Consider the following 23,369-nt stretch of genomic DNA (forward strand, 5'->3'; position numbering starts at 1 on the left):
AGACAATGATGGAATTATCCTATCATTGTCTTTTTTACTTTGTCTCTGCCTTTTACTTTGCTTCTTACGTAAATCATTCCGGCAAATGTTAATAAGAATGCAGTTCCGATAACGAAGCTAACGCTAGGGGATGCCCCGATTGCTCCAACTGTAAAGGATCCAGCAACAACGCCTAACGAGAAGAAAGCATAAAACAATCCGAATGCTTTTCCGCGTTTATCATCTGTCGTATTTTCAACAAGTAATGCGTTTATCGATGGGAAAAGGATAGCGAATCCAATGCCATAAATCATCATAACGATAAAGAGCATGCCTTTTGTTGCGAATAATCCAAGTAAAGATAATGCTAATGCCATTACTGCAATACCAATTAACATTAGTTTTGAACGATTAAATCGATCGTAAATACGATTTGTTGGCAGTAAGAAGAAGAGGATAGCGGTAATGCCGAATACACTTAACATCATGCCTGTTGTAGATGCTTTAAGGGCTAATGCTTCAACCTTTACTGGTAACATATAAGTGACAATTCCTTGTGAAAACATGAGTGTGAAAGCACCAATATATGCCTGTAATAACGGTTCTGATTTCAATAGTTCAAACATATCTTCTTTGTTCATCATTTGTGTTCTTGAAGTATCTTTTCTTGATACGTTATTTGGTAAGAAGAAGAGAGATACAATTGTACCAAGAACCATTAAAATAGAAATGGTAATGAACACCCACTCTATACCGGCAGTTGCTTTCATAATTCCGCTAAAAGCAGGTCCTACAATTGCCGCTGTTCCAACTGCAGCCCCAGATAGAGCCATTGCCTTACCTTGCCTTGCTGCATTTGTTTGTTTGGATAAAAACGTAAAGGCAGCAGGAATTAAAAATCCATCACTAAAGCCATGCATAAAGCGCACAACTAATAGTTGTTCACCACTTTGAACAACAGTGTATAACAAGACTATGAAACTCGTAAGTCCCATGCTTATATAAAGTATTTTTTTTGCACCAAATTTATCGACAGCAGCGCCAGCAATAATATTACCGATCATATTAGCGAATGAGTACATGCCGACAACTAGCCCAATAATAAGAGGGGATCCTCCAAGACTTTGAGCGAACGTACTCATAATAGGTAATTGTGAAAACGTATCTAGAAACGCTACGATAACAATAAAGTAAATAAAATATTTCAAGCGATATTCACCTCTCCTATGCTATTATGGCATAATGCGAATTTCAACCGCAATGAAATTGAATTAACAGATGTGGAAAAAAGTACAAAGTGACAAAATATTGAACGTTATTTGTTAAAATTTAGTGGAAATGAGATTGTTTTTTTGAAATATATGGATAGAAGTATTATAATAGATTTGTAAACTTCACCAGGTTAAGTATATACATAGAGAGGGATGTATAAAATGAAAGCATTACTTTGGCATAATCAACGTGATGTAAGAGTAGAAGAAGTACCAGAACCAACTGTAAAACCAGGAGCAGTTAAGATTAAAGTGAAATGGTGTGGTATCTGCGGGACAGACTTGCATGAATATTTAGCAGGACCTATTTTTATTCCGACAGAAGAGCATCCATTAACACATGTAAAAGCACCGGTTATTTTAGGTCATGAGTTTAGCGGTGAGGTAGTTGAAATCGGTGAAGGCGTTACATCTCATAAAGTGGGAGACCGCGTCGTTGTAGAACCAATTTATTCTTGTGGTAAATGTGAAGCTTGTAAACATGGACATTACAATGTTTGTGAACAACTTGTTTTCCACGGTCTTGGCGGAGAAGGCGGCGGTTTCTCTGAATATACAGTAGTACCAGAAGATATGGTTCACCATATTCCAGATGAAATGACGTATGAACAAGGTGCTCTTGTAGAACCAGCAGCAGTAGCGGTTCATGCAGTACGTCAAAGTAAATTAAAAGAAGGGGAAGCAGTAGCAGTCTTTGGTTGTGGTCCAATTGGACTTCTTGTTATCCAAGCAGCTAAAGCAGCAGGAGCAACTCCTGTTATTGCAGTTGAACTTTCTAAAGAACGTCAAGAATTAGCAAAATTAGCAGGTGCGGATTACGTATTGAATCCAGCGACTCAAGATGTATTAGCTGAAATTCGCAACTTAACAAATGGTTTAGGTGTAAATGTAAGCTTTGAAGTAACTGGTGTTGAAGTAGTACTTCGTCAAGCAATTGAAAGTACAAGTTTCGAAGGACAAACTGTAATTGTTAGTGTATGGGAAAAAGACGCAACAATTACTCCAAACAATCTTGTACTAAAAGAAAAAGAAGTGGTTGGTATTTTAGGATACCGTCATATCTTCCCAGCTGTTATTAAATTAATTAGCTCTGGTCAAATTCAAGCAGAGAAATTAATTACGAAAAAAATCACAGTAGATCAAGTTGTTGAAGAAGGATTTGAAGCACTTGTAAAAGATAAAACACAAGTGAAAATTCTTGTTTCACCTAAATAATATAGAATAGTAAAAAGTAGCTCTTTTCTAGAAATAGAAGAGGGCTACTTTTTTTCTGTACAGAAAGGTGATAGACTTTCCTGTAACTACAGGTATTTTGTTTGGAAGGGGAAGTCTCATGCTTTCATTTATGTTGACATTGAAACGAATGCTAAAAGCTTGTTTACGAGCGTGGAAAGATAAAGAATTTCAAGTATTATTCGTATTAACATTTTTAACATTAACATCTGGTACGATTTTTTATAGTACAGTTGAAGAATTACGTCCTCTTGACGCTTTGTATTTTAGCGTTGTGACGCTGACGACTGTCGGTGATGCGAATTTTAGCCCGCAAACTGATTTTGGGAAGATATTTACAATCTTATACATATTTATTGGGATTGGATTAGTATTTGGATTTATTCATAAGTTGGCAGTTAATGTACAACTGCCGAGTATATTATCGAATAGAAAAAAAGAGTAAAGCATGTGGGTGCTTTACTCTTTTTTTACATTAGTTTAGATAAGCCTTAATAATAGTTTATTAAAATGAAAGTGTATTCATTCATTATATTCACTGTGTATAAAGTTATAATTATATGAACATTTACATATTTTGATTTAGTAATAGAAATTTCATGAAAGGTGGGATATTCTAGTCATAGGTTAACCGGATGACATTATAGGATCCTAACAAAAAGTTTACAATAATTCGATTATAAAATGGAGGATTTCAGATGAAAAAGAAAGTACTTGCTTTAGCAGCAGCTATTACAGTAGTAGCTCCTTTACAAAGCGTTGCATTTGCTCATGAAAACGATGGGGGAAGTAAAATAAAAATAGTTCACCGCTGGTCTGCTGAAGATAAACATAAAGAAGGCGTAAATTCTCATTTATGGATTGTAAACCGTGCGATTGATATTATGTCTCGCAATACAACACTTGTAAAACAAGATCGAGTTGCACAATTAAATGAATGGCGTACGGAGTTAGAGAACGGTATTTATGCTGCTGACTATGAAAATCCTTATTATGATAATAGCACATTTGCTTCACATTTCTATGATCCAGACAATGGAAAAACATATATTCCATTTGCAAAGCAGGCAAAAGAAACTGGCGCTAAATATTTTAAATTAGCTGGTGAATCATATAAAAATAAAGATATGAAACAAGCATTCTTCTATTTAGGATTATCTCTTCATTATTTAGGAGATGTAAACCAACCGATGCATGCAGCAAACTTTACAAATCTTTCGTATCCACAAGGATTCCATTCTAAATATGAAAACTTTGTAGATACGATAAAAGATAATTATAAAGTGACGGATGGAAATGGATATTGGAACTGGAAAGGTACAAATCCAGAAGAGTGGATTCATGGAGCGGCAGTAGTAGCGAAACAAGATTACTCTGGAATTGTAAATGATAATACGAAAGATTGGTTCGTAAAAGCAGCTGTGTCACAAGAATATGCAGATAAATGGCGCGCTGAAGTTACGCCAATGACAGGTAAGCGATTAATGGATGCACAACGTGTTACTGCTGGATACATTCAGCTTTGGTTTGATACGTACGGAGATCGTTAAGTATTTAAAAAAGGTCAAATCTCACAATAGAGTATTTGACCTTTTTATCAATTTAGCCAAGAAGACTCCTTCCTCAAGGAGCGTGAAGGGCGTAGCCCAGCGAGTAGGTGGGAGATGAATTGGCTTCGAACAAGAGATGGCAGGAAGTCATCTTAATTGTTCGACATATGTAAAGTGTTACCGGATAATTTGTCATAATCACTTAACTAACTATCGAATGTGTGTTTGGTATATAATGGGAATATATCGAAATGGAGGTGAAATGAAGGATGATCAATAAAGCGTATAAATTTCGTATCTATCCAAATAAAGCACAAGCGATCCTGATCAATAAAACGATTGGTTGTTCTCGTTTTGTATTCAATCACTTCCTATCTCTATGGGATAATGCATACAAAGAAACAGGAAAAGGTTTGACATATGGTACATGCTCTGCCAAACTTCCTGCCATGAAGAAAGAGTTTGTTTGGCTAAAAGAAGTGGATAGTATTGCTATTCAATCGTCTGTTCGCAACCTTGTGGATGCTTATACACGCTTTTTTAAAAAACAAAACAGTGCCCCGCGTTTCAAATCTAAAAAGAACAACGTACAATCTTATACCACAAAACAAACAAATGAAAACATTGCTGTTGTCGGAAACAAAATGAAATTGCCGAAACTAGGTCTTGTTCGATTTGCCAAAAGTCGTGAAGTAAAGGGACGTATTTTAAATGCTACGGTTAGACGGAACCCTTCTGGCAGATACTTTGTGTCATTGTTAGTTGAAACAGAAGTGCAAGAACTTCCGAAAACACATTCTTATATTGGAATGGATGTAGGATTAAAAGATTTCGCCATTTTGTCAGATGGAACAACCTATAAAAACCCTAAATTTTTTCGCTCATTGGAAGAGAAGTTGGCAAAAGCACAGCGCGTTCTTTCTAGAAGAATGAAAGGATCTTCTCGCTGGAATAAACAACGAGTAAGGGTAGCTAGAATTCATGAATACATAGCTAATGCTAGAAAAGATTACTTGGACAAAATCTCAACTGAAATCATCAAAAACCACGATGTTATCGGTATAGAAGATTTGCAAGTATCGAATATGTTAAAAAATCATAAGTTAGCAAAAGCGATTAGTGAAGTATCTTGGTCACAATTTAGAACGTTGCTAGAATACAAGGCAAAATGGTATGGAAAACAAGTCATTCTGGTATCCAAAACATTTGCTTCAAGCCAATTATGTTCTTGTTGTGGGTATCAAAATAAAGACGTTAAGAATCTAAATCTTCGTGAATGGGATTGTCCTGAGTGCAATAGTCATCACGACAGAGATATTAACGCAAGTATCAATCTTAAAAATGAAGCTTTAAGGCTTCTAACCGTAGGAACTACGGGGATAGCCTAATGAATTAGAAGCCATTAGGCTTCTGTACTTAGGAATCTCCCACTTCAAACAGTCCGTAAGGACGTTAAGTGGTGAGTAGTTCAATACTATACACATGGAGGTATGGAACGTGAAAGGTAAATTGCTAAAAGGTGTACTTAGCCTTGGGATTGGTTTAGGAGTTTTATACGGAGGATCTTCAGCTCAAGCAGATACGTCTACAGATCAAAACAACATTTTGAAAGTGATGACGCATAACGTGTACATGCTATCAACTAACTTATATCCGAATTGGGGACAAAGTCAGCGTGCTGATTTAATTGGGGCGGCAGATTATATTAAAAATCAAGACGTTGTTATATTAAATGAAGTGTTTGATAATAGTGCTTCAGATCGCCTTTTAGGAAATTTGAAGAAAGAATACCCAAATCAAACAGCTGTATTAGGTCGTAGTAACGGAAATGAATGGGATAAAACGTTAGGTAGTTATTCATCTTCAACGCCTGAAGATGGAGGCGTTGCAATCGTGAGCAAATGGCCGATCGTTGAAAAGGTTCAATATGTATTTGCAAATGGATGCGGGCCGGATAATTTATCGAATAAAGGATTTGTATACACGAAGATTAAGAAAAATGATCGTTTCGTTCATGTAATTGGGACGCATTTGCAGGCAGAAGATAGTATGTGCGGAAAAACTTCACCTGCATCTGTACGTACAAACCAGTTAAAAGAAATTCAAGATTTTATTAAAAATAAAAATATACCAAATGACGAGTACGTCCTATTTGGTGGTGATATGAATGTGAATAAAATAAATGCTGAGAACAATAGTGACTCAGAATACGCATCAATGTTCAAAACATTGCACGCTTCTATTCCATCTTATACGGGACATACAGCAACTTGGGATGCGACGACAAACAGTATTGCAAAATATAATTTCCCTGATAGCCCTGCCGAGTATTTAGATTATATTATTGCAAGTAAAGACCATGCGAACCCGTCATTTGTAGAGAATAAAGTGTTACAACCGAAATCTCCACAGTGGACTGTTACATCATGGCTCAAAAAATATACGTATGATGATTATTCTGATCATTATCCAGTAGCAGCAACTATTTCTATGAAGTAGTCCTAAAAAAGTTTCTTCTTAAATAGGAAGAAACTTTTTTATTTTGTAGAGGAGATTCCAACTTTCTTTCCAATATGTATAAGACATATAGAGAAGAGGAGAGAAAAAATGTGGATCGAGGAATTTTTAAAGAAGTGCCATTACCGTGTGCATTTTTGGATGAAGTAGCTTTAGATAGAAATATTCAATTGATTATAGAATTAAGTGGCAATAAGAAGATTCGTATAGCGAGTAAATCGTTACGTTCTGTTCCGGTTATGCAAAAGATTTTAGCTGCAAATGAACGATTTCAAGGTATTATGTGTTTTTCACCTAGGGAAGCCTTATTTTTAATTGAACAAGGATTCAATGATTTATTGCTCGGATATCCTGCTTATGATGAAAGAGCGTTACATGAAATAAGTTTGCTAACAAAGCAAGGGCTCATTATAACTTGTATGGTGGATTGTGAAGATCATATTGTTTATTTAGAAAAAATTGCTGAGAAGTCTAAAGGATGTTTTCGTGTTTGCTTAGATATTGATATGAGTAGTCGTTTTTTTAAGTTTCATTTTGGGGTCAAAAGATCACCGGTAAAAGATGTGCAAGGTGCTTTGAAAATAGTAAAAAGGTTGAAAGAATCATCATTTTTAATACTAGATGGTGTAATGGGATATGAAGCCCAAATTGCTGGGGGAGGAGATCACATACCGAATCAACGAGCGAAAAGTAAAGTGATTTCATATTTAAAGAAGAAATCAGTGTTAGAAGTTAAAGAAAGAAGAGGACATATCGTAAAAGAAATACAAAATCTGGGTATTGAACTAAGATTCGTAAATGGGGGAGGCACAGGAAGCATAAAAACAACTGAGCAAGATCATTCAGTTTCAGAGATTACAATAGGTTCGGCTTTTTATGCCCCGAAGCTGTTTGATTATTATAAAGAGGTGCAATTTCATCCAGCTGTCGGGTTTGCTTTACCAGTTGTGCGTAAACCAGCCCCAACAATTTACACTTGTCTAGGTGGTGGATATATTGCCTCAGGCGCAATTGGGAAAGATAAAGAACCTGAGATTTGGAGGCCGAATGGTGCAAAACTATTAGCTTTAGAAGGCGCTGGTGAAGTGCAAACACCGATTTTTTATAACGGTGAGGAACGAGTAGAGATAGGAGATTCTATCTTATTTCGTCATAGTAAAGCTGGCGAATTATGTGAGCGGTTTCCATTTTTATATCGTGTGAAAGAAGGAGAGATTGTTGGGGAGTATTCAACATATCGGGGGGATGGCCAATGCTTTCTATAAAGGGACAAAAATGGAGAAATTGGACAGGGAATGTAGAAGGAACACCGCATTATACGATGTATCCAGAAAGTATACAAGATGTAGTAGAAGTTATAGAGCTTGCGCGAAAGAAAGGGAAGAAAATTCGTGTTGTCGGTTCAGGACACTCGTTTACACCTCTTGTGCAAACGGAAGAAATTTTAGTTTCTTTAGATGAATTGAAGGGAATTGTGAATATTGATACGGAAGAAATGGTTGCCGAAGTATGGGCAGGAACAAAGTTACATGAGCTAGGGAAGTTACTTGAGGAAAAAGGTTATGCGCAAGAAAATTTAGGGGATATTGATTCGCAATCTATCGCAGGAGCAATTAGTACGGGGACGCATGGAACGGGTATTACCTTTGGAAGTTTATCAACACAAGTTATAGAGATTACGGCAGTTTTATCTACAGGTGAGACTATAGTTTGTTCGGAAACGGAGAATGTAGAATATTGGAGGGCCTTTCAGTTGTCACTTGGGATGCTAGGTATCATTGTAAGGATAAAATTGAAAGTTATCAGGGCGTATTCACTTGTGTATGAAAGTGAAAAACAAGCATTATCTACTGTAATGAACAAATTAGAAGAATATAAGAAGAATCGCCACTTTGAATTCTTTGTTTTTCCTTATTCAGATGAAGTGCAAGTGAAAATTACAAACGAAACAACGGGTAAAAAAAGTGATTTGAAATGGCATAAACTAAAGGTAGAGTTACTTGAAAATAAGATGTTCTCTTTGTTATCTAAAGGATGCAAATGGTTTCCTTCTATAAGTAAAGGAGTAAGTCGATTATCGGCTAAAGCTGTACCGAATACAAAAATAATTGGCCCGAGTTATGAAGTATTTGCTACATCGCGTGCGGTTCCATTTTATGAAATGGAGTATAGTGTTCCTTCAAAGTATATGCAGGCCGTTGTAGAAGAAATTTCAAACCTTATTGAAAAGAAAAAGTATAAAGTGCACTTCCCAATTGAATGCCGTTATGTGAAAAAGGATGATATATGGCTCAGTCCAGCGTATGGAAGAGATTCTGCGTATATAGCTGTTCATATGTATAAAGGTATGAAGTATGCTGCTTATTTTGGTGAGGTGGAGAAAATTTTTCTAAAGTATGAAGGACGCCCGCATTGGGGAAAAATGCATACGTTAACGTACGAAAAATTACAAAATATATATCCAGAATTGCATTCGTTTCTAAAGGTGAGGAAATTATTAGATGAAGCAGAAATGTTTTCAAATCCTTACACAGAAAAGTTATTTACGATTATGAAAAAAAGCTGACAAAGTATTACTTGTCAGCTTTTTTTAGTACGATCGCATTTCTTGTTTGACTAATTCGCTCGTAAAATAGTAACTTATCACGACTAAATACATGTAATAAAACATGAATAATAAATAGACCGTTAATTACGAGTTGGAATAATAATATAACTATTAATACTAAAGGTTCTTTAAGATTTAAGATAGAGCTACTAGAAAGAATATAATTGATTCCACCTAAAACGAAATAGAATATACCATAACGGATGAATAGTTCCTTCAACGTAATACGATCTGATTGTCCTTTCACGTAAATACGAAGCAATGCTTTACCGATTGTCTTTCCATTCGTAAAGTATGGAATGATAATAAAGTAAATAAAGATCGAACACGTTATGAAAATGAGTTCGTATATGTTCGTGTAAGATTGAATATTAGAAACAAAGAAAGAATTTCCTTTGTTTTTAATGACAGGTACAACGATGGATAAGAAAATCCAATCAATTTGCATCGCGATAAAGCGACGAACGAATCCGACTGGTTTCGTTTCCAAATCAATATGACTATCTAATTCGCTTGCTTTCGGAAGGAAGTACGTAAAAATTGGTGCAATGATAAAGCCGATTACGCCGCCTAATGTATTTAAAAACAGATCATCTATATCAAATAAGCGGTACGCACAATTGTATATACCGTATAGTCCAGTCACTTGTGTTAGCTCGAAAAAGAGTGAAAGACAAAAAGAAATACAAATTGTTTGTAAGAAACTACGTCGGAAATAATACCGTAAGTAAATACCGAATGGAACGGTTAATAGAACGTTAAATGCTACTTGTAAAAACGCAGATTCTTTTAATAGGTAGAAATAAGTAGCTGGTTTCGTTAAAATTGCCGAAGTACGATTACTAATTTCTTGTATGAAATAAAATGGTGATAGTTGCATGTGCTGCGTATTAGCCGGTTGTAGGCTACAAGTATCATATGTTTGTGGCAACGGCAAAATCACAAGAAAATAGGCATTTAATAAGTAAAGCAATAATGAGTATAAAATAAATGAACGCCATTTATTTAAATAACCATACTTTCGATAATTAAATATTAAAAAAGGGATTAATAGAAACATTGCTAAAAAAGGAAATAAAATAAATGCTGTTTTTACAGGGAATAAATATGCAGTCAAAATGAAGCTCCTTTCAATGAAAATTCGTTTACCATTATAACGTTAAAAGAACCTTAAAACAAAATTAAAATATTTTGAAATAGAAAAAATTATAAATTTTAATAGAATTAAGTTATACTAAATTTAATATAAGGATATTATGATTATTATAAGTTGAAAGAGGGAACAAGATATGCGATATGAGCTTTTTTCTGTAAGTGGGAATCATATTACAACTTTTGAAAGTGCGTGGCGTTTTCAAGAGGGAGAACAGATTTTTGTTCATGATGATCAAATAAAACGAAATTTTATTATTATCCGCCTAACGCATGATGTATTTCAACAAAATAAACATGTTATTCGTTTGTATTGTCAAGAAAAGAAAGTATATGCATAAAAAAACGAGTCGTTCTAGTGTAATAGAATGACTCGCTTTTTGATTTGTAAGTTTCACCTTATAAGAAAATAAGAGTAAGTACACCTACGATAATGCAATAGAAAGAGAAATATTTTAAATTTCCTTTTGCCATAATGTTCATAAACCATTTTAATGAAATATACGTCATGATAAATGTTGCGATAAATGCAACGATATATGGTACGAATAGTGTATCTAGATTTGGATCTTTTGCAATGTCTGTAATACTTAGTAATAAACCACCTAAGCTAACAGGGATATATAGTAAGAATGAGAAACGAAGAGCCGTTTCTTGCTTCATACCAAGTAACATCGCTGCTACGATTGTTGCACCTGATCGGCTTATTCCAGGAATTAGTGCGCAAGCTTGTGCTAGGCCGACAATAATTGCGTCTTTCATAGAAAGGTCGCCATCATTTTTACGTCCACGCAAGTTTCTAATAATCCAAAGACCGACAGCGGTAATAAGAAGGGAAATCCCAACCATTTTCACACCTTTTAAGTATTGATCGATGTAATCTTTAAATAAAACACCAATAACACCTGCTGGAATGGTCGCAATAACAAGGTAAATAATAAAGAAGAAATCTGATTTTGCATCTTCTGCTCTTGTAAATATATAAGATAGACCATTCTTCGTTAGACGAATTAAATCATTTCTATAAATAAGTAATACAGCTAATAATGAAGCTGAATTAACAAGTAGTTCAAAGCTAAACCCTTCGATTTTTAGTCCTAGCAAATGCTGTGCTAAAACGAGGTGACCGCTTGAAGAAATCGGAATCGGTTCTGTTAGTCCTTGGAACAGACCAAGAATTAAATATTTTAAAATGTAGTAAAATTGTTCCATAATAACCTCCTTGTTTAATAGTCGAAAGAAACAACTTGTCCATTATAACAAAGATACGGATGAATATTGAGAAGAAATAAATATTCGAAATATAATAAAAATCCCTTATAGCAGTATAAGGGATTTTTATTGTTAACGAGAAACTGCTGTTTCTTCAAGACTTTTCGTTAATTGAACATCGACTTTCTCAGCATCATGAATGTGATTCATAATAGTAGTATTTAACTTTTGGAACATTTGTTGTGTAGTAGCGAATTCTCGTAATATATCATCATTACAAGACTTTTGGTTTTCAATAGCTTTAATAACATTAGTAGCACCGTTTTGTAACGTTTGAATCATAATTAAAATATTTTCAATTCTAGCGTTTGTATCGGCACTCATTTCTACACCTTCATCGACTAAATGCAAATTATCTTTTGTATTATCGTATGCTTTTTCAATTTCTTCTTGAATTTTTTTCGTTAAGTTGCCAATGTTTTTTGTACTTTCAGCTGTACTTTCAGCTAATTTTCTTACTTCATTGGCAACGACAGCGAATCCTTTACCGTGTTCACCAGCACGTGCAGCTTCAATGCTTGCATTTAAAGCAAGTAAATTTGTTTGTGCTGCAATGTTTTGAATGACTTCTACAATTTGCTCGATTTCTTTTGAGCGTTCACTTAAATGATTCATACTATTAGACGTACGTTGAGATTGTTCGCCTAATTTGTTAATTACAATAAGTAAACGGTGAACAGATTCTTTTCCTTCATTAGAGCAGTCAATGATTTCTTCAATAGATTGAATTAAGCTTTGTTCTTTTTGTAACATTTCATTATTTAATTCATTGGAATGTGTCGTGCGTGTTGAAACATTTTCGAAACATGAGCTTAATTGTTGAACTAAATTTTGAAGTGTATTGTGCTGGTTATTTACAAGTTGATGCTCTTGAACAACGCTTTGTACACGATCGTGGATAGAAGAAATAGTCTCTTGTTGTTCGATATCCTTTTGTTTTAATTCTGCTTCTAGTTCTTGTATACGACTTTCTAATTGATCAATTTTATGTTGGAGTGATTTCTTTTGAGTAAACATATATTTATTTCAACCGCCTTTAGAAGTTATATTTTCTCTATATTTGGATTTTAGCATCTTTTATAATTTTTAAATATAGGAATTGTTAAATATTTAAGAATCTATTACATTTTATGCATAATTCCCTTTTTTTCGTCATGAAAAATAAACTGTATTTAATGGTATTGTAAACAAACTGTAAAATAAATCATGTATAACTGTATAAGAAGGGAGTCGGATTATGAACTATTTTAAGCGAATCAGTAGTCTAGTATTAGCAGGAATTATAAGTCTTTCTAGTACAGTCGCTGTTAAAGCAGAGTCAAACGACGAGAAACTTAACAACATGCAACAGCAATTGCAGCAAAACGATGCAGAAATGCAAAAGAAAGAGCAAGAGAAGCAAGCTGTTAGTAAAGAAATTCAAGGTATCGAAAACGAACTACATAATTTAAATAATACAATTGCAAAAAATAAAGAGGATCAAGCTGCTATTCAACGTAAAATTGATGAAACACATAAGCAGATTGAGCAAAAAAAGGAAGAAATTGTCGTTTTAGAGGATAAAGTCCTTGCTCGTAAAGATATTATGAGAAAACGTATGGTTTCTGTTCAAAACAGTTCAAATACAAGTTTAGTAGTAGAAGTTGTAGTAGAGTCAAAAAACTTTGCAGATTTCTTACAACGTATGAACGCAGTTTCTACTATTTTAGAAGCTGATAAAGAAATTTTACGTCTACAGGAACAAGATCTTCGTCAAATTGAAGCAGACAAGAAAACAATTGACGAAAAAGAAGCATCTTTAGTAGTAGACAAACAAAAATTAGCAAAAGCACAAGCTGATTTGCAAGATAACTTGAAAAAGCGTCAAGCTAACTTACAAACAGTTCAAGCTAAATATAATCAGGTTGCAAGCCAACTTAATTTAGCTGCAGAAGAAAAGGCTAAAATCGAATCAAACATGAAGGCAGTACAAGAAACGATTGCTCGTGAGCAAGAAGCAGTAAGAATTGCAGCAGAAGAGCGTGCAAAAGCGGAGGCAGCTGCAAAGGCTGAGCAAGAAGCTTTAGCGAAAGCGCAAGCGGAAATTGCTGAAAAGCAAAAGCAAGCAAAAGCTAGTAAACCAGCTGAACCAGTTACTAATAATAATTCGAAGGTAGAACCTCCACAACCTAAACCATCTCCTAAGCCAACTGCTGGTGGGAAAGAAATTTATGTAGAAGCTACAGCTTATACAGCTGATCCAGGGGAAAATGGTTATGCACCAGGTCAACAAGTATTCTCTGCATGGGGACCAGGTGGTAAAGGTTATAATCTAACTGCAAACCCAGGAATGAAATTAATTGCTGTAGATCCAAATGTTATTCCATTAGGTAAAACTGTAAATGTTGAAGGTTATGGAGTCGCAATTGCAGCAGATACTGGTGGAGCGATTAAAGGTAACAGAATTGATGTGTTAATGCCTGATAAAGGGTCTTCTAGTCAATGGGGAAGAAAAATCGTTAAAGTTACAATTTTAAACTAACACGTAATCCAACTTTACAATACGTAGAGTTGGATTTTTTTATAAAAACAATGTTAAGTTGAGTTTACATTTTGTTAAGGATAGCATACAATGATGGTGAGAGGTGGTAAATTTGACCATTTTAAATAGAGTGAAGGAATTAAGAGCTCGGTTTAATTTTTCGCAAAGTGTATTAGCAGAAAAGGTTGGAGTGACGAGACAAACAATCGCGGCAATTGAAAAAGGGGATTATGTTCCGTCATTGTTATTAGCGCTTACGATTTGCGATGTGTTCGAGCTCAAGATGGAAGATGTGTTTGTTTTAAATAAGGAGGGGGAAGAGGATGAATAGACTTGTATTTTCCTATATGTTGAATGTACTTTTAATGGTATTAGCAGGTTGGGCATTTATTGAGTTGTATTATTTTACTATCGAAGTTGCTAATTTTATTCAAACGAAGAGGGTACCATTTGAAGTTTCGGTGAGTTTAATGCCAATAGGATTGCTTTTAATATTTGGTATTGTATCGACTGTTCTTTATAAAATTCAAAAGAAAAAATATAAAGAGCTATCATATTGGATGTTTCCACTGTTATTTCCTCAAGAAGACGAGCGGGAAAAGGCGATTACAGAAAAGGCTTGTCGTACTACATTTATGTCACTATGGTACGTGTTGCCTTGTGCGGTTGGTTTTTTAACGCTTTCTCCAATTGCTAATCTATATGTTCCTGCATATCCAATATATATTGCATTTAGTATTTTCTTTATTCAAATGACAATTTTCCACGTATCTTTATATCGAAATAAAATCGCTTAAAAAGAAACCTTCTTGCATCAGCAAGAAGGTTTCTTTTCAGCTTACACTTGTACATATAGCAATATTATCTTATCATTTTAAATAGAGTAAGATTTTGTAACGGAAAGGAATTGTATATGAATAAGCAAAGAATTTATAGTATAGTAGCAATCCTCCTATTTGTTGTAGGTGGTGTATTAATCGGCAAACCATTTTATGATGGATATCAAGCTGAAAAGAAACAGACTGAAAATGTACAGGCTGTTCAAAAAATGGATTATGAAAAACATGAGACAGAATTTGTAGATGCTTCGAAAATTAATCAACCAGACTTGGCAGAAGTAGCGAACGCATCTTTAGATAAGAAACAAGTAATTGGTCGTATTTCGATTCCGAGTGTTTCATTAGAACTTCCTGTTTTAAAGTCTTCTACTGAGAAAAACCTATTATCAGGTGCAGCAACAGTAAAAGAAAATCAAGTAATGGGAAAAGGGAATTATGCATTAGCAGGACATAACATGTCTAAAAAAGGTGTTTTATTTAGTGATATAGCGTCTCTAAAAAAAGGCGATAAAATTTATTTGTATGATAATGAAAACGAATATGAATATGCGGTTACTGGTGTATCTGAAGTAACTCCTGATAAATGGGAGGTTGTTGAAGATCATGGGAAAGATGAGATAACACTTATTACATGTGTATCTGTAAAAGATAATTCTAAACGTTATGTTGTTGCTGGTGATTTAGTAGGAACGAAGGCGAAGAAATAAAAAAGAAGGTCAACTCTCTAAAGAGTTGACCTTCTTTTTTACTAATGTTGAGAAATAATAGAATATTTTAGTTGGTATTTAAGTATTTTTCTATTTATGTATAATAAAGTTAGAATTCAAGATTTTGGGAGGAACAAGAGTGAAACAACAGGTGAAGAAACTTCTTTTAACAACAAGTGTAGCGTTATTGGTAGCTCCAATTTCAGCCTATGCGCATCCAGGACGTACAGATGCTAATGGGGGACATACGTGTCGTACAAATTGTGAAAAATGGGGATTGCAGTACGGGGAATATCATTATCACAATAAGCCAGCTTCTAGTAGTGGTGCAACAAGTCCAGCTCCTAGTCAAAATAATAATGGTGCTGTAGAAGCTGAAAGACAAGCAGAAGCACAGCGCAATGCTGAGGCTGAAAAACAACGTGCTGCAGAGGCGCAGCGTAAAGCTGAAGAAGAGAGACAACGTGTAGCGGAGGAACAAAGAAAAGCAGAGGCAGAGAGACAACGTGTAGCTGAAGAACAAAGAAAAGCGGAAGAAGCACGTAAGCAAGAGGAAGCACAACGTCAAGCTGATATGGAAAAAGGACAGCTTGAGGGACAAAAAAATGGAGAGATTGATTTTAAAGCAGGGAAAAATGATGCAGAATCACATTTAGCTGGAAAATCAGATACATATAAAGAAGCATTCAAAATTGCTTATGCTGCATCTTGGTCTTTAGAAGAGCAGAAGAAAACGAATTTTGAAAAAGGAAAAGAGCAAGGTTTAGCACAAGAGACGATGGAAGATAGTCAAATTGCTCCAGAGTTTAAGCCGAATTTTGCAGAAGGTTTCCAAGTAGGGAATAAAGAAAGAACAGAAAAAATTGAAAAAGAGCAAGCTGAACTAGGGGAAAAGGCAGGTAAGGAATTAGCCGGAAAGAACCCCGGAAATAGAGAGAAAGATGTGTACGTGAAGGCGTATGAAACAGCTTATGAAAAGGGTTATAAATCTACAAAAAAAGCAGTAGAAAAGGCTGGCTATAAGTATGCATTTGAAAACTATGATTTGAAAGTTCCTGCTAAATATGAAAAAAATGAATCGTTAAAGAAATGGTTTATTGAAGGATTTAAATCAAATAAAAAAGCAGCAGAAATTAGAGAAGAAGGATATAAAAAAGGAGACAGTTGGCTTGCATTCTTCTATAAGAATTTTGTGCCAAGTGAATATAAAGAACATAAAAATCTGTACGAACAAGCGATAGAAAAAGGTAAGAATGCATAAAAAAGATGAGGGATTTCCCCTCATCTTTTTTAATCCATCCATTTCACTAACTTCTTAGAAATTAGTAATAAAACGCAGCCTAATACAATTGCTACAGCGCCAATTACTGTAAATACTTCAGCATATCCAAGTGAAGTTGTGAAGCTTGCGAGTTGTCCACCTAAAATGTTAGCGATTCCTGAGCTTGCTAACCATACTCCCATTAATAAAGAAGCAAGTTTTACTGGGGCAAGCGCACTAACCATTGATAGTCCAACAGGTGATAAGAATAGCTCACCTAACGTATGGAAAAGATACGTAAAGACGATAAATAGTAAGTTTGCTTTTTCTGTAATGTTATGTTCATCACTACCTGTTTTTAATGTAGCAATAACGAGAATGATATAACCGATACCGAGCAAGATCATACCAAGTCCCATTTTAGTTGGGATTTTTAAATCTCCACGCTTGCGAGTTGCAAGTTTTGCCCATAATGCCGAAATAACTGGAGCAAGTAAAATAATAAATAATGGATTGACCGATTGGAACCAAGATGTTGGAACTTCCCATCCGAACACAGAGCGGTCTACAAATTTGTTTGTATATAATGTTAATGAACTACCAGCTTGTTCAAAGCCAGCCCAGAAGAAGACAACGAAGCATGTTAAAATGACGATAACTGCAGTACGTTGTTTTTCTTTTTTTGTTAAAGGTGTATCTCCTACTGATGGTTGTCCATCTGTTGTTTGTAAATCGCGAGTTGGTTTTTTACCGATATCACCAAGGAAGCGATTGGATAGTGTTGTAAATAAAATTTGTCCAATGATCATTCCGATTGAAGCGGCTAAGAATCCGTAACGGAATCCGTAATGTACAACGCCATCAACCGTTGTTTTGAATAAATTTTCTGATAAAAATCCGCAAACGAGTGGAGCTAAAAATGATCCGACATTAATACCCATATAGAAAATGGTAAATGCACTATCACGTTTTGGATCGTTCTCTTCGTATAATTCCCCAACCAGTGTAGAGATGTTCGGTTTGAAGAATCCATTACCGATAATAATAAGCGCTAATCCGAGGTATAGGCCGACTTGGTTTTGTAAGGCAAATAGTGTAAGGTTACCGATTGCCATTGTTATACCACCAATTGTGATCGCTTTTCGTCTACCTAGAAAACGGTCTGTTAAGTATCCACCAATCATCGGTGTGAAATAACAGGCTCCAGTGTAAAATCCGTAAATAGAGAGTGCCCATCCAGGACTAAACCCAAGACCACCGCTTACTAAAGCTGTCGTTAAATATAATGTTAATAATCCTCGTAATCCATAGTAACTAAATCTTTCCCACATTTCTGTAAAGAAGAGTAAGTATAAACCTGGAGGATGTTTCTTTTTTCTTTGTTGTTCTCTTTCTAGTTGTATCGCTGATTCCATGTTATTTTCCTCCTGACACAAACAAAAACAAAGTTAATAATTTTGTACATTTAATATTTTACTTTATTAACTATTATAAGTCAATAAAGGTTGATTTTTCAGAAGAAATTGGAAAAGGGATATAGCTATAGAATGAGTGTTTCTTTTATGTTAGACTATGGACTATGTTTTCTTTGTAAAGAAGCGGTTTATTGCACTTTTTTATATGTGAAATTGATTTCATAAAAGATGAAATTAAAGAAGGAGAAAGAAATGAAATTGTTACAGAAAAAAGAAATTTTACTTATTAGTCTTATGTTATTCTCGATGTTCTTTGGAGCGGGGAATCTTATATTTCCACCTTTTCTTGGGTATGAAGCAGGAGAACATGTGTGGATTTCATTAGTAGGGTTTATTATATCAGCAACAGGTCTTCCGATATTGGGAGTTATTGCGATTGCAAAAGCAGGAAGTTTTCAAACGCTAGCGGGTAGAGTTCATTCTTCATTCGCCATTATCTTTCCGTGTATCGTGTATGTATTTATTGGACCAGGCCTTGGTATTCCGCGTGCAGGAAGTCTAGCTTTTGAAATGGGACCGGGTCAGCTATTTCCGGAAGCGGGTAGCGTAGTCTTATTATGTTACACAGTTATTTTCTTTAGTATTGTGTACTGGTTAAGTTTATCACCGTCTAAATTAATGGGGTTGTTCGGAAAAGTTTTAACACCGTTATTATTAGGTATGATTGCTCTTATCTTTATAAAAAGCATGTTTACATCAGTAGGTAGTGTGAAAGAGGCTGCTGGAAATTATGGACAAGCGCCTATGTTCCAAGGGTTTTTAGATGGATATTTAACGATGGATGCATTAGCAGCTTTAATTTTTGGGATTGTGATTGCAAATGCTCTTCGTGCAAAAGGTATTGAAGATGATAAAGGTTTAGCGAAATATATGAGTATTGCTGGAATTGGTGCAGGACTATTATTATCTATTATTTATGTCATACTTGGATATGTCGGTTCAATGAGTGGTTCATTGGGGACATTTGATAATGGCGCGCAAGTGTTAGCGCAAGTGATGACTACATTATTTGGGCAAGGCGGGGTCGTTTTATTAGGTCTTATTTTTACGATCGCGTGTTTATGTGTGTCAATCGGACTTGTTACATCTTGTAGTCAATTTTTCGCAAGTGCATTTCCGAAAGTAGCTTATAAAGTTTGGGCATTTATATTAAGTTTGGTTAGTATGATTTTAGCTAATTTAGGATTAACACAAATTTTAAAAGTATCAGTACCGATTCTTGGATTTATTTATCCAGTTGCATTAACGCTTATTATTTTAGGGCTATTCCATAAGTATATTGAGAAGTATGCATACGTATATACAGTAACTGTTGGAATTGTAGCGGTGTTTAGTGCAGTTGATATTTTCAATAAAAATGTGATGATGAATCAGTGGACATCAGTATTGAAATACATTCCGTTTTATATGGAAGGTGTTGGGTGGATTGTTCCAGCTATTATAGGTGCTTGTATTGGTGTTATCGTGAGTATTGTTATAAATAAGAATAAATAAGTAAAAGGTGTTTTCCGATTTCGGAAAACACCTTTCTTTTTTGGAAAAATAGTATTGAAAATGAATAGACTAAGAGTATGATAAAGGTAATTGGTAATATATAGGTTTTGAACGGATAAGGGGGGAGCGTATGAAGGAGGATTTGAATAAGAAAATAGAAGCACTCGAAACGGCAATTGAAACGATTCAAGAAGCACTTTTTGAATTGAAAGCCAAACAAAGAGAAATAGAAGCAGAAAATGCTAAGCAACATGTTAGTAAGGAAAAGAAAGAATATATTGAAACGGTGACGGAAGAAAAACAAAAAGAAGAAGTAGTTACAATAAAAGAACCTGTGCAAGAACGTGAGGTAAAACAAGTGCATATATCTGCTTTTAAACGAGAACCATTTAATATTATTAAGTTTTGCCAAACGTGGTTACCGCGCATATTTGTCGGTATTATGTTGCTTGGAGTAATTTGGTTATTTAAAGCAGGGATAGATGCGGGATTATTAACACCAGCAATACGAATTGTGTTTGGTATTGTCCTATCAATCGGTTTTTATTATATAGGGGATATTCAAATTAAACGCGAGCGGCAAGCATTAGGGTTAGTATTAGCAGGAGGAAGTATTACGGGTATAGTTTTAACGACATTTGCGGCACATTATTTATATGGATTTATTCCAGCGAGTGTCGCGTTTCTATGTAATATCGCATGGGTCATTTTAGGTATTTATATAGCGAAGAAGTATCAATCGGAATATCTTACTATATTCGTAGCGGTAGGAGCTTTCTTCGTGCCATTCTTATTAAATAGTACAACTCCTAATCCGTATATTTTCTTTGGATATGAGATGATACTAACGCTCAGCTTATTATGGTATGCGTTGAAAAATCGTTATCAGTATTTATATATGATTTCTTATGTTGTTGCTGCTATTGTTCTTTTTGTCTTCTTTGCTGTTATGTCAATGTTAGTAGAGGATTTGCAAGTCCAGTTAACAGTAGTTTATGGTTTAATTCACTTACTATTATTTTGGCATATGTTTACGGAGAGAAGTTTTATAGTAGAGCCACGCTTGGCGATATTTAGTGCGAATGCCGTCTTTTTTATATTAGCTATTTCAAAAATACATGAATTTACAACATGGGGATTAATGATAAGTGCACTCGTGCACGCTATTATGTTCGTGTTTGAATATAGGAAGAATAGACATTCTACATTTACAAATCTTTTATTTGGTTTCGCAATGGGGGCCTTTAGTTTAGCGATTTTATATGAGTATAGTTTAGTGAATGCAGCGATTGTACTATTATTACAAGGCTTCCTCGGTATGTTTACTTCTATTAAAGGAAAACAACAGATAAAATTGTATGTTAGTGCGACGGTTTACGCAATTGGAATGATACAGACGATTTTTAGCCCGTTTGATCAATTTATTTCAGCAGGCTTTGTTGCTCATCTTATTTTAATAGGAACGTTCTATTATTGCATGAGACAAGCGAAAGAAGTATTAGCGAGCTTTGGCAAGTATATGTATTCTATAGCACTCTATTGGTTTATGGTGATTGTATTTATTACAATTACTAGAATCGGTGAAGTTTTGTCCACAGATGGAAGCATAATAAGCATATCTGTATCGTTATTATGGATGGTGTATGCATTATTTGCAGTTTGGCTTGGCCGGAATAAAAATATGAATGAAATATTATATGCCGGCTTAGTCGTGTTAGTCGTAACGATAGGAAAGCTATTTCTTCTAGACTTACCAGAAGTTTCAATGATGATTAGGGCAGTGTTATTCTTAATCGTAGGAAGTATAGGTATCGTTATTTCAAGAATGTTTTTTTCAAAAGAAGAGAAATGAGAAGAAGGCAATCCATATCCGGATTGCCTTTTTCATTATTTCTTATTAATCGTTACAGTCTCACTATATTTCGCTGTCGTATTTTGACGTAGACGAAGTGTTGCTTGTCCAGTCGTATTTGGATCGATTTGTACGTTCACAATTTTTTCAGCAGAACCTAAGCTGTTTGTTGTGAAAGAAAATGCACTACTATATCCGAAAGTAGATGGCCAAGTGCCGTTTGTATTTTGAACTTTTGCTACTTGTGTACCGCCAGTAGTGAATATACCTAAAGAATAATTATTGTATGTTGTGTTTGGTAATAAGTTATTTACTTGAATTTTGATTTGGAACACTTCATTGTTTGGTAGAGTGCTAGGGTGTGTAACTACGTAGTCATTTGCTGTTACTGCACCGTTATAGCCATATGAACCAGGTTTAAAAGTATTTGTATTAAACCATTGATAACCTGCATTTGGCGCACTCCAAGGTTCAGGTTGTGGCTCAGTTGATAAGCTTGGTTGTTCAAATGTTTGTAAAGTGGTAGGTAAATCAAGTTGTAAACCATTTACTTGGTCTAAACTTGTAAATGTTTCTTTATTCGATAGCCAATTTACGATATTTTCTAGTAAAATCGCATCGTTTTCTTCTTTATATCCATCGTAAGTTTTCTTTGTTTGGCCAGAGTCTTCACGAACGTATTTTGGCGTAGCATCTTCAACAGGAGAAGAGTCTCCAATAAAGGCAGCTTTTCCAAGCCCTACTTTTGCGATAGCAGCATAAGGACCTTCTGCAACACCACCGCCGTTATACACACCGCTATCAACAGCGTTATTCCATTTTGTTGGGTTTTCTGGAAGATAAACAAGTCCTTTTGCTAGTTTTGGATTTGTAATTGCTAAAGTAGAACCAGCATGCATTGCTACAGATGAAACCCCTTCTGTAATTCCGAATGATTGTTCAGGTGATACAATATTTTTAGCGGAAACATCACCGATTGCATTATAGCGGAAGCGAATACCGAAGTTGTCAGATAGCCAATCAGAGCTTTCTACTCCTTGCATAGCTTGTGAATTGGCTTCTTCGTTAGACATTCCTTTTGCTGGATTATCCCAAGCACCGCGTCTATATCCGTTAAATACTTCAGAAGAGTCCCAACGATTTTTATTACGATCTGCATTATAATGATCGGCAATGAAGAAGATACTACCGCCATTTTTCACGTATTGTAACATAGCATCTTGTTCAGATTTTTTGTAAGGAATATTTGCTTCTGGAACGATAAACACATTGTAGTCTTTTAAATCTTCGTATGTAATCGGTGTTGATTTACGTAGTTCTTTTACATGATAGCCGTTTTGGGCAATGCCGTTTCCGAAATCAGAAAAGCCACCATCGATAACCCAGTCAGCAGTCCCGGCAGTTTGACCGTGTGTATTATCGAATAATACTTTTTTCCCATTGTTTTGATTTACAACTTTTGCAGCAATTTCAGGAGCTGGGTCTACAGAGCTTTCGGCATAAGTAGATGGTATGAACGAAGCCCCTATGCTTAGTGTAATTGCTGTTGCTAAAGAAAATGTAATCCATTTTTTATTCTTCATAGAAGAATCCCCCTAATAATAAATATATGTGCTTTAATAATGTAATTTATTTTTC

General features: G+C 35.0%; 20 protein-coding genes and 1 pseudogene. 15 read left to right on the forward strand and 6 right to left on the reverse strand.

All coding sequences use genetic code 11. The annotated features are described in order from the left end of the window. Positions 1 to 14: 14 nt before the first annotated feature. On the reverse strand, positions 15 to 1,187 hold the full coding sequence (locus NLJ82_RS03595) for an MFS transporter (RefSeq protein WP_000873241.1): 1,173 nt from the start codon (positions 1,185 to 1,187) through the stop codon (positions 15 to 17). Between the two features lie 225 nt (positions 1,188 to 1,412). Here NLJ82_RS03595 and bdhA point away from each other — a divergent pair, with 225 nt between their 5' ends. From bdhA to NLJ82_RS03630, 7 genes are all read left to right on the forward strand, one after another. Next, positions 1,413 to 2,465, forward strand: a complete 1,053-nt coding sequence (bdhA, locus tag NLJ82_RS03600; RefSeq protein WP_000645822.1) for a (R,R)-butanediol dehydrogenase — start codon at positions 1,413 to 1,415, stop codon at positions 2,463 to 2,465. A gap of 118 nt (positions 2,466 to 2,583) precedes the next feature. Continuing rightward, positions 2,584 to 2,928, forward strand: a complete 345-nt coding sequence (locus NLJ82_RS03605) for a potassium channel family protein (RefSeq protein WP_000948232.1) — start codon at positions 2,584 to 2,586, stop codon at positions 2,926 to 2,928. 253 nt (positions 2,929 to 3,181) lie between these two features. Then, the gene (gene cerA, locus NLJ82_RS03610) at positions 3,182 to 4,033 is read left to right on the forward strand and encodes a phospholipase CerA (protein ID WP_000731014.1); all 852 of its coding nucleotides are present in this window, start codon (positions 3,182 to 3,184) and stop codon (positions 4,031 to 4,033) included. A 269-nt stretch (positions 4,034 to 4,302) separates the two neighbouring features. After that, complete coding sequence (gene tnpB / locus NLJ82_RS03615; RefSeq protein WP_000608415.1) at positions 4,303 to 5,421, forward strand: IS200/IS605 family element RNA-guided endonuclease TnpB; 1,119 nt, start codon at positions 4,303 to 4,305, stop codon at positions 5,419 to 5,421. A gap of 94 nt (positions 5,422 to 5,515) precedes the next feature. Then, positions 5,516 to 6,532 carry a sphingomyelinase C gene (sph, locus tag NLJ82_RS03620; RefSeq protein WP_012644199.1) on the forward strand — a complete coding sequence of 339 codons (1,017 nt, stop codon included), beginning with the start codon at positions 5,516 to 5,518 and terminating at the stop codon, positions 6,530 to 6,532. Positions 6,533 to 6,642: 110 nt separating this feature from the next. Continuing rightward, positions 6,643 to 7,815, forward strand: coding sequence for an amino acid deaminase/aldolase (locus tag NLJ82_RS03625; protein ID WP_000373740.1), 1,173 nt, complete (start codon positions 6,643 to 6,645; stop codon positions 7,813 to 7,815). Next, on the forward strand, positions 7,803 to 9,116 hold the full coding sequence (locus NLJ82_RS03630; protein ID WP_000948915.1) for a D-arabinono-1,4-lactone oxidase: 1,314 nt from the start codon (positions 7,803 to 7,805) through the stop codon (positions 9,114 to 9,116). The genes NLJ82_RS03625 and NLJ82_RS03630 overlap by 13 nt, the downstream gene beginning before the upstream one ends. Before the next feature lie 7 nt (positions 9,117 to 9,123). On the opposite strand, the gene NLJ82_RS03635 is transcribed toward NLJ82_RS03630, so the two are convergent. Then, positions 9,124 to 10,275 (reverse strand): VanZ family protein, encoded by a 1,152-nt coding sequence (locus NLJ82_RS03635; protein ID WP_000128043.1) that lies wholly within the window; start codon positions 10,273 to 10,275, stop codon positions 9,124 to 9,126. A 172-nt stretch (positions 10,276 to 10,447) separates the two neighbouring features. Here NLJ82_RS03635 and NLJ82_RS03640 point away from each other — a divergent pair, with 172 nt between their 5' ends. Next, positions 10,448 to 10,651 (forward strand): hypothetical protein, encoded by a 204-nt coding sequence (locus NLJ82_RS03640; RefSeq protein WP_001268337.1) that lies wholly within the window; start codon positions 10,448 to 10,450, stop codon positions 10,649 to 10,651. Positions 10,652 to 10,709: 58 nt separating this feature from the next. On the opposite strand, the gene NLJ82_RS03645 is transcribed toward NLJ82_RS03640, so the two are convergent. Then, positions 10,710 to 11,522 carry an undecaprenyl-diphosphate phosphatase gene (locus NLJ82_RS03645; protein WP_000434782.1) on the reverse strand — a complete coding sequence of 271 codons (813 nt, stop codon included), beginning with the start codon at positions 11,520 to 11,522 and terminating at the stop codon, positions 10,710 to 10,712. A 132-nt stretch (positions 11,523 to 11,654) separates the two neighbouring features. Then, positions 11,655 to 12,188, reverse strand: a pseudogene (locus tag NLJ82_RS28870) (methyl-accepting chemotaxis protein); the annotation flags it as partial. Between the two features lie 631 nt (positions 12,189 to 12,819). On the opposite strand from NLJ82_RS28870, the gene NLJ82_RS03655 reads away from it, so the two are divergent. From NLJ82_RS03655 to NLJ82_RS03675, 5 genes are all read left to right on the forward strand, one after another. Beyond that, positions 12,820 to 14,103, forward strand: a complete 1,284-nt coding sequence (locus NLJ82_RS03655) for a 3D domain-containing protein (RefSeq protein ID WP_001105827.1) — start codon at positions 12,820 to 12,822, stop codon at positions 14,101 to 14,103. A gap of 112 nt (positions 14,104 to 14,215) precedes the next feature. Then, a complete protein-coding gene (locus NLJ82_RS03660) occupies positions 14,216 to 14,434 on the forward strand; it encodes a helix-turn-helix transcriptional regulator (RefSeq protein WP_000154009.1) in 219 nt (72 codons plus the stop codon). Then, entirely contained in the window at positions 14,427 to 14,900 is a 474-nt protein-coding gene (locus tag NLJ82_RS03665; RefSeq protein WP_001081111.1) for a hypothetical protein, read from the forward strand. Before NLJ82_RS03660 ends, NLJ82_RS03665 begins: the two co-directional genes overlap by 8 nt. Before the next feature lie 116 nt (positions 14,901 to 15,016). Beyond that, positions 15,017 to 15,649 carry a class A sortase gene (locus NLJ82_RS03670; protein ID WP_001041721.1) on the forward strand — a complete coding sequence of 211 codons (633 nt, stop codon included), beginning with the start codon at positions 15,017 to 15,019 and terminating at the stop codon, positions 15,647 to 15,649. A 139-nt stretch (positions 15,650 to 15,788) separates the two neighbouring features. Continuing rightward, positions 15,789 to 16,910, forward strand: coding sequence for a YHYH domain-containing protein (locus tag NLJ82_RS03675; RefSeq protein ID WP_000813414.1), 1,122 nt, complete (start codon positions 15,789 to 15,791; stop codon positions 16,908 to 16,910). Positions 16,911 to 16,939: 29 nt separating this feature from the next. Here the strand turns inward: NLJ82_RS03675 and NLJ82_RS03680 are convergent, their stop codons facing one another. Further along, entirely contained in the window at positions 16,940 to 18,325 is a 1,386-nt protein-coding gene (locus NLJ82_RS03680) for a peptide MFS transporter (RefSeq protein ID WP_000443153.1), read from the reverse strand. Between the two features lie 252 nt (positions 18,326 to 18,577). Between NLJ82_RS03680 and brnQ1 the strand changes: the two genes are divergently transcribed. Together brnQ1 and NLJ82_RS03690 are read left to right on the forward strand one after the other, a co-directional pair. Further along, entirely contained in the window at positions 18,578 to 19,879 is a 1,302-nt protein-coding gene (brnQ1, locus tag NLJ82_RS03685; RefSeq protein WP_000771679.1) for a branched-chain amino acid transport system II carrier protein BrnQ1, read from the forward strand. A gap of 130 nt (positions 19,880 to 20,009) precedes the next feature. Then, positions 20,010 to 21,731 (forward strand): DUF2339 domain-containing protein, encoded by a 1,722-nt coding sequence (locus NLJ82_RS03690; RefSeq protein WP_000656721.1) that lies wholly within the window; start codon positions 20,010 to 20,012, stop codon positions 21,729 to 21,731. A 35-nt stretch (positions 21,732 to 21,766) separates the two neighbouring features. On the opposite strand, the gene NLJ82_RS03695 is transcribed toward NLJ82_RS03690, so the two are convergent. Further along, on the reverse strand, positions 21,767 to 23,314 hold the full coding sequence (locus tag NLJ82_RS03695) for a DNA-binding protein (RefSeq protein WP_000791497.1): 1,548 nt from the start codon (positions 23,312 to 23,314) through the stop codon (positions 21,767 to 21,769). Between the last annotated feature and the right edge of the window lie 55 nt (positions 23,315 to 23,369).

The sequence above is a fragment of the Bacillus paranthracis genome (assembly GCF_024296885.1).
Taxonomy (GTDB): domain Bacteria; phylum Bacillota; class Bacilli; order Bacillales; family Bacillaceae_G; genus Bacillus_A; species Bacillus_A paranthracis.

Excerpts from the sequence above, each read along its gene's own strand:
- NLJ82_RS03605 (WP_000948232.1), top strand. The coding sequence starts at position 2,584 with ATGCTTTCATTTATGTTGACATTGAAACGAATGCTAAAAGCTTGTTTA.
- NLJ82_RS03670 (WP_001041721.1), top strand. The coding sequence starts at position 15,017 with ATGAATAAGCAAAGAATTTATAGTATAGTAGCAATCCTCCTATTTGTT.
- bdhA (WP_000645822.1), top strand. The coding sequence starts at position 1,413 with ATGAAAGCATTACTTTGGCATAATCAACGTGATGTAAGAGTAGAAGAA.
- tnpB (WP_000608415.1), top strand. The coding sequence starts at position 4,303 with ATGATCAATAAAGCGTATAAATTTCGTATCTATCCAAATAAAGCACAA.
- brnQ1 (WP_000771679.1), top strand. The coding sequence starts at position 18,578 with ATGAAATTGTTACAGAAAAAAGAAATTTTACTTATTAGTCTTATGTTA.
- NLJ82_RS03645 (WP_000434782.1), bottom strand. The coding sequence starts at position 11,522 with ATGGAACAATTTTACTACATTTTAAAATATTTAATTCTTGGTCTGTTC.
- NLJ82_RS03680 (WP_000443153.1), bottom strand. The coding sequence starts at position 18,325 with ATGGAATCAGCGATACAACTAGAAAGAGAACAACAAAGAAAAAAGAAA.
- NLJ82_RS03655 (WP_001105827.1), top strand. The coding sequence starts at position 12,820 with ATGAACTATTTTAAGCGAATCAGTAGTCTAGTATTAGCAGGAATTATA.
- NLJ82_RS03630 (WP_000948915.1), top strand. The coding sequence starts at position 7,803 with ATGCTTTCTATAAAGGGACAAAAATGGAGAAATTGGACAGGGAATGTA.
- cerA (WP_000731014.1), top strand. The coding sequence starts at position 3,182 with ATGAAAAAGAAAGTACTTGCTTTAGCAGCAGCTATTACAGTAGTAGCT.
- sph (WP_012644199.1), top strand. The coding sequence starts at position 5,516 with ATGGAGGTATGGAACGTGAAAGGTAAATTGCTAAAAGGTGTACTTAGC.
- NLJ82_RS03640 (WP_001268337.1), top strand. The coding sequence starts at position 10,448 with ATGCGATATGAGCTTTTTTCTGTAAGTGGGAATCATATTACAACTTTT.
- NLJ82_RS03690 (WP_000656721.1), top strand. The coding sequence starts at position 20,010 with ATGAAGGAGGATTTGAATAAGAAAATAGAAGCACTCGAAACGGCAATT.
- NLJ82_RS03665 (WP_001081111.1), top strand. The coding sequence starts at position 14,427 with ATGAATAGACTTGTATTTTCCTATATGTTGAATGTACTTTTAATGGTA.
- NLJ82_RS03695 (WP_000791497.1), bottom strand. The coding sequence starts at position 23,314 with ATGAAGAATAAAAAATGGATTACATTTTCTTTAGCAACAGCAATTACA.